General features: G+C 44.6%; 15 protein-coding genes. All 15 read right to left on the reverse strand.

Features of this window, described 5'->3' with window-relative positions; all coding sequences use genetic code 11:
• Positions 1 to 2: 2 nt before the first annotated feature.
• Positions 3 to 668 carry a 30S ribosomal protein S3 gene (rpsC, locus tag NST40_RS28275; protein WP_038573452.1) on the reverse strand — a complete coding sequence of 222 codons (666 nt, stop codon included), beginning with the start codon at positions 666 to 668 and terminating at the stop codon, positions 3 to 5.
• 13 nt (positions 669 to 681) lie between these two features.
• Positions 682 to 1,014: a 50S ribosomal protein L22 gene (rplV, locus tag NST40_RS28280; RefSeq protein WP_036680546.1), complete on the reverse strand. Its 333-nt coding sequence runs from the start codon at positions 1,012 to 1,014 to the stop codon at positions 682 to 684.
• A gap of 33 nt (positions 1,015 to 1,047) precedes the next feature.
• Positions 1,048 to 1,326 carry a 30S ribosomal protein S19 gene (rpsS, locus tag NST40_RS28285; RefSeq protein ID WP_036652940.1) on the reverse strand — a complete coding sequence of 93 codons (279 nt, stop codon included), beginning with the start codon at positions 1,324 to 1,326 and terminating at the stop codon, positions 1,048 to 1,050.
• A gap of 76 nt (positions 1,327 to 1,402) precedes the next feature.
• The gene (gene rplB / locus NST40_RS28290; RefSeq protein WP_036680541.1) at positions 1,403 to 2,233 is read right to left on the reverse strand and encodes a 50S ribosomal protein L2; all 831 of its coding nucleotides are present in this window, start codon (positions 2,231 to 2,233) and stop codon (positions 1,403 to 1,405) included.
• A 29-nt stretch (positions 2,234 to 2,262) separates the two neighbouring features.
• Positions 2,263 to 2,556 carry a 50S ribosomal protein L23 gene (gene rplW / locus NST40_RS28295; RefSeq protein WP_036680537.1) on the reverse strand — a complete coding sequence of 98 codons (294 nt, stop codon included), beginning with the start codon at positions 2,554 to 2,556 and terminating at the stop codon, positions 2,263 to 2,265.
• The gene (gene rplD, locus NST40_RS28300) at positions 2,556 to 3,179 is read right to left on the reverse strand and encodes a 50S ribosomal protein L4 (protein ID WP_036680536.1); all 624 of its coding nucleotides are present in this window, start codon (positions 3,177 to 3,179) and stop codon (positions 2,556 to 2,558) included. The genes rplW and rplD overlap by 1 nt, the downstream gene beginning before the upstream one ends.
• Before the next feature lie 25 nt (positions 3,180 to 3,204).
• Complete coding sequence (rplC, locus tag NST40_RS28305; RefSeq protein ID WP_036680532.1) at positions 3,205 to 3,828, reverse strand: 50S ribosomal protein L3; 624 nt, start codon at positions 3,826 to 3,828, stop codon at positions 3,205 to 3,207.
• 42 nt (positions 3,829 to 3,870) lie between these two features.
• Complete coding sequence (rpsJ, locus tag NST40_RS28310; RefSeq protein WP_017692074.1) at positions 3,871 to 4,179, reverse strand: 30S ribosomal protein S10; 309 nt, start codon at positions 4,177 to 4,179, stop codon at positions 3,871 to 3,873.
• Between the two features lie 225 nt (positions 4,180 to 4,404).
• Positions 4,405 to 5,754 carry a globin-coupled sensor protein gene (locus NST40_RS28315; protein WP_076309048.1) on the reverse strand — a complete coding sequence of 450 codons (1,350 nt, stop codon included), beginning with the start codon at positions 5,752 to 5,754 and terminating at the stop codon, positions 4,405 to 4,407.
• 259 nt (positions 5,755 to 6,013) lie between these two features.
• Complete coding sequence (gene tuf, locus NST40_RS28320; RefSeq protein WP_036680523.1) at positions 6,014 to 7,204, reverse strand: elongation factor Tu; 1,191 nt, start codon at positions 7,202 to 7,204, stop codon at positions 6,014 to 6,016.
• Positions 7,205 to 7,313: 109 nt separating this feature from the next.
• Positions 7,314 to 9,392 (reverse strand): elongation factor G, encoded by a 2,079-nt coding sequence (gene fusA / locus NST40_RS28325; protein ID WP_036680521.1) that lies wholly within the window; start codon positions 9,390 to 9,392, stop codon positions 7,314 to 7,316.
• Positions 9,393 to 9,439: 47 nt separating this feature from the next.
• Positions 9,440 to 9,910 (reverse strand): 30S ribosomal protein S7, encoded by a 471-nt coding sequence (rpsG, locus tag NST40_RS28330; protein WP_036680520.1) that lies wholly within the window; start codon positions 9,908 to 9,910, stop codon positions 9,440 to 9,442.
• A 45-nt stretch (positions 9,911 to 9,955) separates the two neighbouring features.
• Complete coding sequence (gene rpsL / locus NST40_RS28335) at positions 9,956 to 10,375, reverse strand: 30S ribosomal protein S12 (protein WP_036680518.1); 420 nt, start codon at positions 10,373 to 10,375, stop codon at positions 9,956 to 9,958.
• Positions 10,376 to 10,508: 133 nt separating this feature from the next.
• Complete coding sequence (locus NST40_RS28340; protein ID WP_038573459.1) at positions 10,509 to 10,760, reverse strand: ribosomal L7Ae/L30e/S12e/Gadd45 family protein; 252 nt, start codon at positions 10,758 to 10,760, stop codon at positions 10,509 to 10,511.
• A gap of 180 nt (positions 10,761 to 10,940) precedes the next feature.
• Entirely contained in the window at positions 10,941 to 14,552 is a 3,612-nt protein-coding gene (gene rpoC / locus NST40_RS28345; RefSeq protein WP_076130019.1) for a DNA-directed RNA polymerase subunit beta', read from the reverse strand.
• Positions 14,553 to 14,636 lie beyond the last annotated feature (84 nt).

Below are 14,636 nucleotides of genomic sequence, written 5' to 3' on the forward strand. Positions count from 1 at the left end.
GATTAGTTGCCTCCTTCCTGAGCAGCTTGTTTCTTAGCTGGGGGAAGAACTTCTCCACGGTAGATCCATACTTTTACGCCGATAAGACCGTAAGTTGTATGTGCTTCAGCCGTTCCGTAATCGATATCGGCACGAAGCGTATGAAGTGGAACTGTTCCTTCGCTATAACCTTCTGAACGAGCAATCTCAGCTCCGCCAAGACGTCCGCCCACTTGAGTTTTAATCCCTTTTGCGCCAGAACGCATAGTTCTTTGAATCGCTTGTTTGAGGGCACGACGGAACGATACACGACGTTCCAATTGTTGAGCAATGCTCTCAGCTACAAGAATTGCATCCAATTCAGGGTGCTTGATTTCATTGATGTTGATGTGTACTTTTTTGCCACCAGCGATTGCTGTAACTGCGCTGCGAAGTACTTCTACTTCTGCTCCGCCTTTACCAATAACCATACCTGGTTTAGCTGTATGAATTGTAACGTTCACGCGGCTAGCCGCTCTTTCGATCTCGATATGGGAAACAGCGGAATCCTTCAATTTGCCTTTAAGGTATTCCCGGATTTTGACGTCTTCCATCAGAAGAGTACCGAAATCTTTTCCTGCATACCATTTAGATTCCCAATCGCGAATAATACCGATTCGGAGTCCGATTGGATTTACCTTTTGACCCACGTGTTATCCCTCCTTATTTCTCAGATACCACCAGTGTAATGTGGCTCGTGCGTTTATTGATCCGACTTGCGCGGCCCATGGCGCGCGGACGGAAACGTTTCATAGTAGGTCCTTGGTTAACGAAAACCTCGCTAACGAACAAACTGTTCACGTCCAAAGAATAGTTATGCTCAGCATTCGCAATTGCCGAATTAAGCAACTTTTCAACGACCGGAGAAGCGGATTTCGGAGTGTGGCGAAGAATAGCAATTGCTTCCCCCACTTGCTTACCGCGAATCAAGTCAACAACCAGTTTCGCTTTACGAGCGGAAATTCGCACCGATCTTGCATGTGCTTTTGCTTCCATTGTTTAACCTCCTTTCAAACAGAGACCTTATTATTATCTTCTTGTTTTCTTATCGTCACCCGCGTGGCCTTTGTAAGTACGTGTTGGCGCGAACTCGCCCAACTTGTGACCTACCATATCTTCTGTTACGTATACAGGCACGTGTTTACGGCCGTCATATACACCAAACGTATGTCCGATAAACTGAGGGAAAATGGTTGAGCGACGGGACCAAGTTTTAACAACAACCTTTTTCTCAGCCTCGTTCAGTTCCTCAACTTTTTTAAGCAGGTAGCCATCGATAAACGGCCCCTTCTTTAAACTGCGACCCATGTGTGAATCCTCCCTTCATCCGGTTCTTCAAACCGCGAATCGACGCTTCGCGCTTTATTAACTTGCCAGAAGCGTCTTATTTAGTGCGGCGGCGAACGATATATTTATCAGATGCCTTGTTTTTCTTACGCGTTTTGTAACCAAGGGTTGGTTTGCCCCATGGAGACATTGGCGATTTACGTCCGATTGGAGCGCGACCTTCACCACCACCGTGTGGGTGATCGTTAGGGTTCATTACTACCCCGCGAACTTCAGGACGACGGCCGAGCCAGCGACTACGTCCAGCTTTACCGATTTTGATCAATTCGTGATCTTCGTTACCTACGGAACCGATAGTTGCACGGCATACGCTAAGGATCTTACGAACCTCACCGGATGACAAACGAACGGAACAGTATTTTTCTTCTTTACCAAGCAATTGAGCTTCTGTACCAGCTGCACGAACCAATTGTCCGCCTTTACCTGGTTTCAACTCAATGTTGTGGATAACTGTACCTACTGGAATATTCTCCAGTGGAAGACTGTTACCAATTTTGATGTCGGCCGCAGGACCAGACTCTACTTTATCCCCAACTCTTAGACCTTTAGGAGCGATGATATAACGTTTCTCTCCATCAGCATAGTGGATCAAAGCAATATTAGATGTGCGGTTCGGGTCATACTCGATTGTAGCAACGCTACCTGGTATGCCGTCTTTAGTCCGCTTGAAGTCGATAATACGGTATTTACGTTTATGTCCGCCGCCATGGTGACGAACCGTAATTTTACCTTGGTTGTTGCGTCCCGCATGTTTGAACAGCGGAGAAAGCAACGATTTCTCTGGCTGGTTTGTTGTAATTTCTTCAAACGTAGACACGGACATAGCGCGTCTTGCCGGAGAGGTCGGTTTGTACTTTTTGATTGGCACTGTAGTTCCCTCCTTACTTCAACAGAGTATTATTCTACCGCTTCAAAAAATTCAAGCGGTTTGCTGTCCGGGCTAAGCTTAACGATGGCTTTTTTCCACTCTGGAGTGTAACCAGAATATTTACCATAACGTTTCAGTTTGCCAGGTACGCGCATTGTGTTCACATTAGTTACTTTTACTTTGAAAATAGCCTCGACAGCTTTTTTGATTTCGGTTTTGTTAGCACGGATATCCACTTCAAAAGCGTATTTCATTTCGCTCATGTAGTCGGAAGTACGTTCCGTAATCACCGGACGTTTGATAATATCACGAGGATCTTTCATTACGCGAACACCTCCTCTACCTTCAGAACTGCTTCTTTAGTGATGATCAGTTTGTCGTACGTCAGTACGTCAAGAACATTAATGCCGTCAGCCGCTACGAATTTCACCCCAGGGATGTTACGAGCGGAAAGTGCTACGTTATCATCATAGCTAGTAGCTACGATCAACGCTTTACGATCTACTTTCAGGTTGTTCAAGATTGCTGCGAATTCTTTCGTCTTCGGAGCATTCATTGTCAAGCTATCTAATACGATAATGTCATTCTCGAGTACTTTCGAGGACAAAGCGGATTTGATCGCCAAACGACGAACCTTCTTAGGCAGTTTCCAGGAATAGCTACGTGGTGTTGGTCCGAAGACAACGCCGCCGCCTTTCCATTGTGGAGAACGAATGGAGCCTTGACGAGCGCGACCTGTACCTTTTTGTTTCCAAGGTTTACGTCCACCGCCACGAACTTCAGAACGTCCTTTTACTTTGTGTGTACCACGACGTAGGGAAGCTCTTTGCATAAGCGCAGCTTCATGTAGAACGTGCTCATTCGGTTCAATACCGAATACTGTATCGCTCAGTTCCACTTCACCAACTTCGTTGCCACTAATATTAAAAAGTGTTACTTTTGGCATTTCATGTTCCTCCTTTCTTCAATAATTATTTCTTAACGGTTTGTTTAACTTTCACGAAGCTGTTTTTAGGACCTGGGATAGCGCCTTTAACCAGCAATACGTTACGTTCAACATCAACCTTGATAATTTCAAGCTTTTGAACCGTAATAGTCGTGTGACCCATATGTCCTGGAAGGCGTTTGCCCTTAGGAACACGGTTAGCTTGGATAGAACCCATGGAACCCGGTCTTCTGTGGTAACGCGATCCGTGTGCCATTGGTCCGCGGCTTTGTCCCCAACGTTTGATGTTACCTTGGAAACCTTTACCTTTAGATGTACCAGTTACGTCAACAAATTCGCCCTCAGCAAAGATATCAGCCTTCAGCTCTTGTCCAACCTCGAGAGACCCGAGATCAACACCGCGAATTTCACGAACGTAGCGCTTAGGTGTTGCATTTGCCTTTTTGGCGTGACCCTGTTCAGGCTTATTGGAGCGTTTTTCTTTTTTATCAGAAAAGCCCAATTGCACTGCTTCATATCCGTCGATATTCAGGTCTTTCTTTTGCAGTACTACACAAGGTCCTGCTTCGATAACAGTAACAGGAATTACGTTACCTTCTGGAGTAAACACTTGAGTCATACCGAGTTTTTTTCCTAAGATACCTTTCAATGTTGACACCTCTTTTCTTTTCCTAAGTTACTTAAAATAGAATTACAATTTGATTTCGATATCTACACCGGACGGTAGATCCAAGCGCATCAAGGCATCCACAGTTTGTGGTGTTGGGTTCACAATATCGATCAAACGTTTGTGAGTCCGTTGTTCAAACTGTTCACGGGAATCCTTGTACTTGTGTACCGCACGGAGAATAGTAATGATTTGCTTCTCAGTTGGTAACGGAATCGGCCCGGACACACCTGCACCCGAACGTTTTGCTGTTTCAACAATCTTCTCAGCGGATTGATCAAGAATTCTGTGGTCGTATGCTTTCAAGCGAATACGAATTTTTTGCTTTGCCATTTTAGTCCCTCCTTCTATCGCCCAATTTGGTATCGGACATACTCCGTGAAAATTTTCTGACCTCGTCCCCATGGCAAAGGGGCCGGGTGTGTCAGTAACCTCTCACATCATCGCAACGTCTCAGAACAACATTTATTATTATATATAATAGGCAGCAGTATTGCAAGCGAAAATAGAAAAACAACGCATATTTTTTTCATGCGCTGTTCTTCTACTATATATATGTTAAAGATTCTCTGTGGCAGACTTAAAAAACTCTGCGGAGGAAGCAGTCTGAGCCGTTGCTGTTCCGATCCCCTCAATGGTTTGGATTAAGGTTCTTATTTCTTCTTCCACTATTACAATCTCCTGTGTACTGCTACGCATAGCATCTACAATATCAGAGAACAAAAGACTAGTCTCGACCGATTGGTGCTTCCCATTCTTAGTTAACTCCTGCACCTTACGAATCTCTTCTACAACCTGCTGAGTGAGTAGACCTGATTTATTTGTTAGCTCTACGATCTGAATTACAGTACTCTTAGTATCCTCTGCAAGCCGGCTAACTTCTTGAGCAACTACACTAAAACCTCTACCATGCTCACCGGCTCTAGCGGCTTCAATCGTTGCATTAAGTGAGAGGATTTTAGTCTGATCGGCAATTTCCCTTACTGAGTTCACAATTTTTTGAATTTGCTTAGAGGAATCGCTTAACTCAATGATCGAGTCTTCCATCTCACTGGTAGTCTGATATATAAGATTAATTTGCTCAGTCAAATCACCCAAGTGTTCATGCCCATCTGTAGCTAATCCCTGTGACTCCAGGGCGGATGCAGCCGTACGTTGGAATGTTCTACTTACTTCATTGCTGCTTGCCACTAGCTGCTTCACAGCAGCATTAGTATCGATGCTATAATCTATCAATTCAACGCTAAACTCCGAAATTTTTTGTTTTAATTCATTTTTCACCAATAGATATTGCTCTTCCTTCTCTTTTATGTTCTCCTTCTCATATTCTTCTAGAACCAGCTGCTGCTCAAGGTTAAGGAGTTTGGTCACGGTCTGAACCACTCGAAGGCGTGTATTATCATCGTTTGTTTCATTATATATAACGCGTATAAATACGTTCTGAAGATTCTGAAAAGCAGATAAGTACCATTTGGGCTCAAGCCCTACTTTTTTATGAATATTAGCGATCATTAGACGCTTTGCTATGTACTCATCATCAACCTTTCCATTAAAAATCTCTAGAATATGCCCACGAAGAGTAGTTTTTAACCTGTCTATACTGCTATGCTCTAAAATAATAGCTTCAAGTTTATTTACGCCTAATACCGAATTGTAAAATTGATCAATGATATAGTCTATATTCTGCTCAACAACAGGTTTCACCCTGCGTAGTAAGTTCAAATCTGCTTCAGTTAGATCAATCATTCTCATCTGCTCGTTAAGCTCACCATGTCCCTCCAGCTTATGAAAAGACCCTGCCACAGAATGATTCTGATCCTTGAAGTCTAAGGAATGAGAGGCAGGAGAATCCACATTATTATTACGTGCAGTTAACGCATGCATGAAGGAAAAAGGACATTTCCCCATATTACCACTCTCCCACAATTCCTATTATTTTACATTATTATTCCTCCTTCATTTTACTCTATCATTAGTATAATTGTAAACAATTGATTGTTGTAATTTGACGAATTATGTAGAAAAATATCATATTGTTATGCTTTATTATCAATTGGTGTCGAATAATACATTATTCTCAGAAAAAACAAAAAAGCCCCTGATTCTCCGCAAGAAGAATCAGGGGTGTTTGTAATTCGGAATCTACCCGCAGATAGAAGTCGAATTATTATTTTTGGATAGAAGCTACGCTACCAGCACCAACTGTACGGCCACCTTCGCGAATGGAGAATTTAGTACCTTCTTCAATAGCGATTGGGGAGATCAGTTGTACGGTTACGGAGATGTTATCACCAGGCATAACCATTTCAGTACCTTCTGGCAAGTTGATGATACCAGTTACGTCAGTTGTACGGAAGTAGAACTGTGGACGGTATCCAGTGAAGAAAGGCTTGTGACGGCCACCTTCTTCTTTTGTCAGAACGTAAATTTGAGCAGTGAACTCAGTGTGTGGTTTAACGGAGTTCGGCTTAGCCAATACTTGACCACGCTCGATCATGTTACGGTCAACACCACGAAGCAATGCTCCGATGTTGTCCCCAGCTTGAGCGGAATCCAGCAATTTACGGAACATTTCTACGCCCGTAACTACGGATTTCTTAGTATCTTCGTGAATACCAACGATTTCGATTTCTTCTCCGACTTTAACTGTTCCGCGTTCTACGCGACCAGTTGCCACAGTACCGCGGCCAGTGATGGAGAATACGTCTTCGACAGGCATCAAGAAAGGCTTGTCAGTTTGACGCTCAGGAAGTGGAATGTACTCATCGATTGTTTCAAACATTTCGATGATTTTTTTAGCGTAATCGCCATCTGGGTTTTGCAGAGCTTCACGAGCAGAACCACGGATGATTGGAGTATCGTCGCCTGGGAAGTCATACTCGCTAAGCAAGTCGCGAACTTCCATTTCAACCAATTCCAACAACTCTTCGTCTTCAACCATGTCGCATTTGTTCAAGAAGACAACGATGTAAGGAACGCCTACTTGACGGGACAACAGGATGTGCTCGCGAGTTTGTGGCATTGGGCCATCAGCTGCGGATACAACCAGGATAGCTCCGTCCATTTGCGCTGCGCCAGTGATCATGTTTTTAACATAGTCGGCGTGACCAGGGCAGTCTACGTGAGCGTAGTGACGGTTAGGAGTTTCATATTCAACGTGGGAAGTGGAGATTGTGATACCACGTTCGCGCTCTTCAGGAGCTTTGTCGATTTGATCGAATGCGATAGCTGCGCCACCGTAAGTTTTGGACAATACAGTAGTGATTGCAGCAGTCAGAGTCGTTTTACCATGGTCGACGTGACCAATAGTACCGATGTTAACGTGCGGTTTGTTACGTTCAAACTTTGCCTTTGCCATTTGAACAGTTCCTCCTTAATGTGGGGTTCCTTATATTTGAGCCGCCCGCATACCTGTAATCTTAGATGACTGAGTGTTTATACCCGGGACGGCAAGTTAAAACTGGTAATTATTCAGCGCCTTTGTTCTTTGCAGCGATCTCTTCCGCAATGGATTTAGGAACTTCTTCATAGTGAGAAAGCTCCATTGAGAATACGCCACGTCCTTGTGTACCAGAACGAAGTGTTGTAGAGTATCCGAACATTTCGGAAAGAGGCACCTTAGCACGGATAATTTGCGCTCCACCACGGGAATCCATACCTTCGATACGGCCACGGCGGGAGTTCAGCATACCCATTACATCACCCATATATTCCTCAGGAACAGTTACTTCTACTTTCATGATTGGCTCAAGCAGGACAGGCTTACACTTGTCTTTAGCTGCTTTGAGTGCCATCGAACCGGCAATTTTAAATGCCATTTCGTTGGAATCGACATCATGATAAGAACCATCTACGATGGTAGCTTTAACGTCTACTAGCGGGAAGCCAGCAAGTACGCCGTTTTTCATTTGTTCTTCAATACCCGCAAGTGCAGGAGCGATGTACTCTCTAGGAACCGAGCCACCAACAACTTTACTTTCGAATTTGCTACCAGTACCTGGTTCGAGGGGTTCAAATTCAACCCATACGTGACCGTATTGACCACGACCACCAGATTGGCGTACAAATTTACCTTCGACGCGAGCAGGTGCCTTGAACGTTTCGCGGTAAGCTACCTGTGGTTTACCCACATTGGTTTCTACTTTGAACTCACGACGCATACGGTCGATGATGATGTCCAAGTGAAGTTCACCCATACCAGCCAGGATTGTTTGGCCTGTTTCTTCATCAGTGTGAGCACGAAGAGTTGGATCCTCTTCAGTCAACTTTCCGAGAGCAACGCCCATTTTATCTTGGTCAGCTTTAGTTTTTGGTTCAACAGCGATCTCGATAACTGGATCAGGGAAGTTCATTGATTCCAGAATTACTGGATTCTTCTCATCACACAGTGTATCACCTGTACTGGTATCTTTCAAACCAACAGCAGCTGCGATGTCGCCAGAATACACGATGGAAATTTCTTGACGGCTGTTCGCATGCATTTGAAGGATACGACCAATACGTTCACGCTTGTTCTTAGTAGCATTAACTACGTATGATCCGGACTCAAGTACGCCTGAGTAAACACGGAAGAACGTAAGTTTACCAACATAAGGGTCTGTCATGATTTTAAATGCCAAAGCTGCAAACGGCTCTTCATCCGAAGAGTGACGAACAGCTTCTGTACCGTCATCAAGATGTCCAGTAATAGCTGGAACGTCAAGAGGAGATGGCAAGTAATCAACAACAGCATCCAGCATAAGTTGAATCCCTTTGTTTCGGTAGGAAGATCCAGCAATTACAGGGAACAATTTAACTTCAACTACGCCTTTGCGAATTGCAGCTTTAATTTCCGGAATTGTAATTTCTTCGCCTTCCAAATACTTCATAGTCAGATCCTCATCAAGTTCAGCAACTTTCTCGATCAACTCGAGACGCAGCTCCTCAACTTTGGCCAAATATTCTTCCGGAATATCCGTTACTTCGATGTTTTGGCCCAGATCATCTCTGAACATGTGTGCTTTTTGCTCAACTAGGTCGATAATACCAGTGAAATCACTTTCTGCACCAATTGGCAATTGAATAGCAACTGCATTGGCTTGAAGGCGATCACGCATAGTTTCGATTACGTTAAGGAAATCCGCACCGATAATGTCCATTTTGTTTACATATGCAATCCGGGGAACGTTATAACGGTCAGCCTGTCTCCATACGGTTTCAGACTGAGGCTCAACGCCCTCTTTTGCACTAAATACACCAACTGCCCCATCCAATACACGCAGGGAACGTTCAACTTCAACAGTGAAGTCAACGTGTCCTGGGGTATCAATGATATTGATGCGGTGACCTTTCCACGCAGCAGTCGTAGCAGCGGACGTAATCGTGATTCCGCGCTCTTGTTCTTGCTCCATCCAGTCCATTGTAGCAGCACCCTCGTGAACTTCACCGATTTTGTGCGTACGGCCTGTATAGAAAAGAATCCGCTCTGTGGTAGTTGTTTTACCAGCATCAATATGCGCCATGATCCCGATGTTACGTGTATTTTTTAAGGAGAACTCTCTAGCCATGAAATGGATCTCCCTTCAAAATATAAGTTATTTGAATGACCTTTATCCTACCAACGGTAGTGAGCGAACGCTTTGTTTGCTTCAGCCATTTTGTGTGTATCTTCACGTTTCTTAACAGAAGCGCCTGTGTTGTTGGAAGCGTCGATGATCTCAGCCGCCAAACGCTCTTCCATAGTCTTCTCACCGCGGTTGCGAGAGTAGTTTACGAGCCAACGTAATCCCAGAGCAGTACGTCTCTCTGGTTTAACCTCGATAGGTACTTGATAGTTAGCACCACCGACACGACGAGCTTTGACTTCCAAAACCGGCATGATATTCTTGATGGCAGCTTCGAAAACTTCCATCGGATCTTTACCCGTACGTTCTTCAATCAATTTGAATGAATTGTACAGAATGCTTTGAGCGACACCTCTTTTACCACCCAGCATAATGCGGTTAATCAAACGAGTAACCAACTTGCTATTATACAACGGATCTGGCAATACGTCTCTCTTTGTAACTGGACCTTTGCGTGGCATGGATATCCCCCTTTCTTAAATGTTTATTATTCAGATATTGTTATCTTACTTCTTAGCTTTAGGACGTTTTGCACCGTATTTAGAACGAGCTTGCATCCGGTTAGCTACACCTGCTGTATCCAAAGCACCACGAACGATATGGTAACGAACCCCTGCAAGGTCCTTTACTTTACCTCCGCGAAGTAATACAACACTGTGCTCTTGTAAGTTATGTCCGATACCCGGGATATAAGCTGTTACCTCGAGACGGTTCGTCAAACGAACACGGGCATATTTACGAAGCGCTGAGTTTGGTTTACGTGGAGTCATTGTGCCTACACGAGTGCACACACCGCGTTTTTGCGGAGCGCTCAAATTTGTAGCCTCACGCTTGAGGGCGTTATACCCTTTTTGAAGAGCGGGAGATTTAGATTTTTCGATTTTGGCTTGACGGCCTTTACGAACCAATTGGTTAATTGTTGGCATGTTGTTGCCACCCCCTTCCTGAAATGATAGTCGATTTAAGAACTCTAAGCCCACAGACCCAGGCGGTTCATAAAAAGACAAATGAAAAGTTCTTGCCGCTGGTGTTCACCCCAGTACAAAAACATTTCTGTAGCTATTGTTTTAAGACGGCTGCCATCGCAGCGCCAACTTCTATTCCGCAGGCCTTGCCCAAATTCAGCATCGTATCCACATATGTGATCTTAACACCTTGTTTGTTACAAAGCAAAACTATCCTGGAAGTAAGCCTTTGATCTCCGTCCTCTGCCACATAGACTTCTGCGGCTAGGCCCAACTCTACCGCCTTGACGGTTTGTTTGGTACCGATCTTGACCTGAGCATCCTGTAGTCCTCTATCATCAGTCATTCTCTTTACCTCCAATGAACAAGGATAACATGGCTACTCACGCACCTTAGACATTTTAGCATTATCAATAGATGGTGTCAAGAAATTCAGCAACAATTTTTATAGAAATTATACACAGCAGAACACTCATGCCACACCTATGAGTAGGTATGACATGAGCACACTACCATGATTGCTAATTTATTCAGCAGGAACCGTCTCTAAAGATTCAAGTTCGCTTTCTGCATTTGGATCACTTAGCTTAACGTTACGGTAACGGTTCATCCCAGTACCTGCAGGAATCAACTTACCGATAATAACATTTTCTTTAAGTCCAAGCAACTTATCTACTTTACCTTTGATAGCAGCGTCTGTTAGGACACGAGTAGTTTCTTGGAATGATGCAGCTGACAAGAAGGAATCAGTTTCAAGAGACGCCTTGGTAATACCGAGCAAGACTGGTTTAGCAACAGCAGGCTCTTTACCAGACAAGATAGCTTCCTTGTTAGCACCTTCGTACTCATGAATATCCGCAAATGCACCTGGCAACAGACTTGTGTCACCTGCGTCAATGATACGGATCTTCCGAAGCATTTGCTTGATCATAACTTCAATGTGCTTATCATTGATCTCAACGCCTTGGTTACGGTATACACGCTGTACTTCTTGCAGAATGTAGTTTTGTACCCCACGGATCCCTTTGATACGCAGCATTTCTTTAGGGTCAATCGAACCGTCTGTCAGCTCATCGCCGGCTTCGATTTCTTGGCCTTCGCTAACACGTAGACGTGAACCATAAGTAATGGAATAAGTCTTGGATTCTGCTTCACCTTGAACCTCGATTTCACGACGGTCTTTGGTTTCACGGATTTCCTTGATTACGCCATCGATCTCACTGATTGTAGCTTGACCTTTAGGGTTACGAGCTTCAAACAACTCCTGAATACGCGGCAAACCTTGAGTGATGTCATCACCGGCAACACCGCCGGTATGGAACGTACGCATTGTAAGCTGGGTTCCTGGTTCACCGATAGATTGTGCGGCAATAATACCAACTGCTTCACCAATCTCAACGTGTTTACCAGTTGCCAAGTTACGTCCGTAACATTTCTTACAAACACCATGACGGGCACGGCAGCTCAGTACAGAACGAATTTGCAGCTTAGTTACACCTGCGTTTACAATTGCCTCCGCTTTATCGGAGTCAATCAAATCATTGCGGTGAACAATGATTTCGCCTGTTTCTGGGTGACGGACAGTTTCGAAGCAGTAACGACCTTCAATACGGTCATACAGATCTTCGATAACTTCTTTACCATCCTGAATACGACTAACTGTGAAGCCTTTATCGGTTCCACAATCTTCTTCACGGACAATAACGTCCTGGGCAACGTCAACAAGACGACGAGTCAGATACCCTGAGTCAGCGGTACGAAGTGCGGTATCGGCAAGACCTTTACGCGCTCCGTGAGTGGAGATAAAGTACTCCAAGACGGTAAGACCTTCACGGAAGTTCGCCTTGATTGGCAATTCGAAAATCCGACCTGAAGGTGTTGCCATCAGACCACGCATACCACCCAGCTGAGTGATCTGCGATTTGTTACCACGCGCTTTAGAGTCAACCATGAGCATGATAGAGTTGAAACGGTCCATCGACTTAAGCAGGATGTTCGTAAGATCATCCTTAGTCTTCGACCAGATCTCAATAACACGGTCATACCGTTCGTCATTGGTGATCAAACCACGGCGATATTGGTTAGCAACCACATCAACCTTAGCTTCAGATTCTTTCAGGATGGTTACTTTTTCCTCAGGAACAATAACGTCCGACACGGCAACTGTAACACCAGAACGTGTGGAGTAAGTGAATCCGAGTTGTTTGATTTTATCCAAAATCATAGAAGTTTTAGTTGTGTGATAAGTTTCAAAACAACGGGCAATAATCAGACCCAGATATTCTTTACCTACAGCACTGGCTTCTGGAGCGGATTCAATCAGCTCGCGAATGTTCGCGCCTTTTTCGTAGATAAAGTATTTCTCAGGTGTGCCGTGCAGCAAGTTAGTTTTGGTTGCTTCGTTGATATAAGGGAAACTACTTGGGTAGATTTCATTAAAAATGATCTTACCGACCGTAGTAATCAACATTGCATTTTGTTGTTCTTCCGTAAAGCATGTTTTGCCAAGTGCTTTAGCCGGAATAGCAACACGAGCATGAAGTCCTGCAGTTCCGCGTTGGTAAGCTGATACAGCTTCGTTAACGGTACGCAGAATCATACCACTCCCCTTTTCTTCCTTGTTATCCATGGTCAAGTAGAAAGTACCAAGAACCATATCCTGGGAAGGTGTTACAACTGGCTTACCGTCTTTAGGGTTCAAGATATTACCGGATGCAAGCATGAGAATGCGTGCTTCCGCTTGAGCTTCTGCAGACAGAGGAACGTGCACAGCCATTTGGTCACCGTCAAAGTCGGCATTGTACGCCGTACATACGAGTGGGTGAAGACGAATAGCGTGACCTTCCACCAAAATCGGTTCAAATGCTTGAATACCGAGACGGTGAAGTGTTGGTGCGCGGTTTAGAAGTACTGGGTGTTCTCTAATTACTTCTTCGAGTACATCCCAAACTTCAGGACTTACACGTTCAACTTTACGTTTCGCGCTCTTTATGTTGTGGGCAAGACCCTTATTGACCAATTCTTTCATAACAAAAGGCTTGAACAATTCTAACGCCATTTTCTTAGGAAGTCCGCACTGATACATCTTGAGGTACGGTCCTACAACGATAACGGAACGTCCAGAGTAGTCAACCCGTTTACCGAGCAAGTTCTGGCGGAAACGTCCTTGTTTACCTTTCAGCATATGGCTGAGCGATTTAAGCGGACGGTTACCAGGACCGGTTACCGGACGTCCCCGACGGCCGTTATCGATGAGAGCATCGACAGCTTCCTGGAGCATCCGTTTTTCGTTCTGCACGATAATGTCAGGAGCACCGAGATCAAGCAGTCTTTTCAGACGGTTGTTCCGGTTAATAACACGGCGATAGAGATCATTCAAGTCGGACGTAGCAAAACGGCCACCATCCAATTGAACCATCGGACGAAGCTCCGGAGGAATAACCGGAAGAACATCCATGATCATCCAATCAGGCTTGTTGCCGGAGTTACGGAATGCTTCAATGACTTCCAGACGTTTGATCGCCCGGTTACGGCGTTGGCCTTGGGCCGTACGAAGTTCTTCTTTGAGGAATTCCAGCTCTTTATCAATGTCGATATCTTGAAGAAGCTTTTTAACAGCTTCAGCACCCATGCCGGCTTGGAAACCGTAACCGTATTTTTCACGGTAGCTACGATATTCTTTCTCGGACAGAAGTTGTTTCTTTTCCAGTGGAGTTTCACCTGGATCCGTTACAACATAAGATGCGAAATAGATAATTTCTTCAAGTGATCTTGGAGACATATCTAGTGCAAGCCCCATGCGGCTTGGGATACCTTTGAAATACCAGATATGAGATACCGGAGCAGCCAATTCAATGTGACCCATACGTTCACGACGAACTTTAGCACGGGTAACCTCAACGCCACAACGGTCGCAGACTACGCCCTTATAACGGACACGTTTGTATTTACCGCAATGACATTCCCAGTCTTTTTGTGGTCCAAAGATACGCTCACAGAAAAGACCCTCTTTTTCCGGTTTCAATGTACGATAGTTAATGGTTTCCGGTTTCTTAACTTCTCCGCGGGACCATGAACGAATCTTCTCCGGAGAAGCGAGTCCGATTTTCATAAATTCAAAATTGTTAACGTCCAACAAGGAGCAACCCTCCTTAACCTAATCCTGATTTAGTACCGCTTTGCCCTCTTCTGACTGTTACATCAAAAGAGGGCGTGCGGTCCT

The sequence above is a fragment of the Paenibacillus sp. FSL R10-2778 genome (assembly GCF_038593035.1).
GTDB classification, from domain to species: Bacteria; Bacillota; Bacilli; order Paenibacillales; family Paenibacillaceae; genus Paenibacillus_AQ; species Paenibacillus_AQ odorifer.

Bases quoted from the DNA above. Each gene is read 5' to 3' on its own strand.
- fusA (WP_036680521.1), bottom strand. From the start codon at position 9,392: ATGGCTAGAGAGTTCTCCTTAAAAAATACACGTAACATCGGGATCATG.
- rplV (WP_036680546.1), bottom strand. From the start codon at position 1,014: ATGGAAGCAAAAGCACATGCAAGATCGGTGCGAATTTCCGCTCGTAAA.
- NST40_RS28315 (WP_076309048.1), bottom strand. From the start codon at position 5,754: ATGGGGAAATGTCCTTTTTCCTTCATGCATGCGTTAACTGCACGTAAT.
- rplW (WP_036680537.1), bottom strand. From the start codon at position 2,556: ATGAAAGATCCTCGTGATATTATCAAACGTCCGGTGATTACGGAACGT.
- rplD (WP_036680536.1), bottom strand. From the start codon at position 3,179: ATGCCAAAAGTAACACTTTTTAATATTAGTGGCAACGAAGTTGGTGAA.
- rpsS (WP_036652940.1), bottom strand. From the start codon at position 1,326: ATGGGTCGCAGTTTAAAGAAGGGGCCGTTTATCGATGGCTACCTGCTT.
- rpsJ (WP_017692074.1), bottom strand. From the start codon at position 4,179: ATGGCAAAGCAAAAAATTCGTATTCGCTTGAAAGCATACGACCACAGA.
- tuf (WP_036680523.1), bottom strand. From the start codon at position 7,204: ATGGCAAAGGCAAAGTTTGAACGTAACAAACCGCACGTTAACATCGGT.
- rpsG (WP_036680520.1), bottom strand. From the start codon at position 9,910: ATGCCACGCAAAGGTCCAGTTACAAAGAGAGACGTATTGCCAGATCCG.
- NST40_RS28340 (WP_038573459.1), bottom strand. From the start codon at position 10,760: ATGACTGATGATAGAGGACTACAGGATGCTCAGGTCAAGATCGGTACC.
- rpsL (WP_036680518.1), bottom strand. From the start codon at position 10,375: ATGCCAACAATTAACCAATTGGTTCGTAAAGGCCGTCAAGCCAAAATC.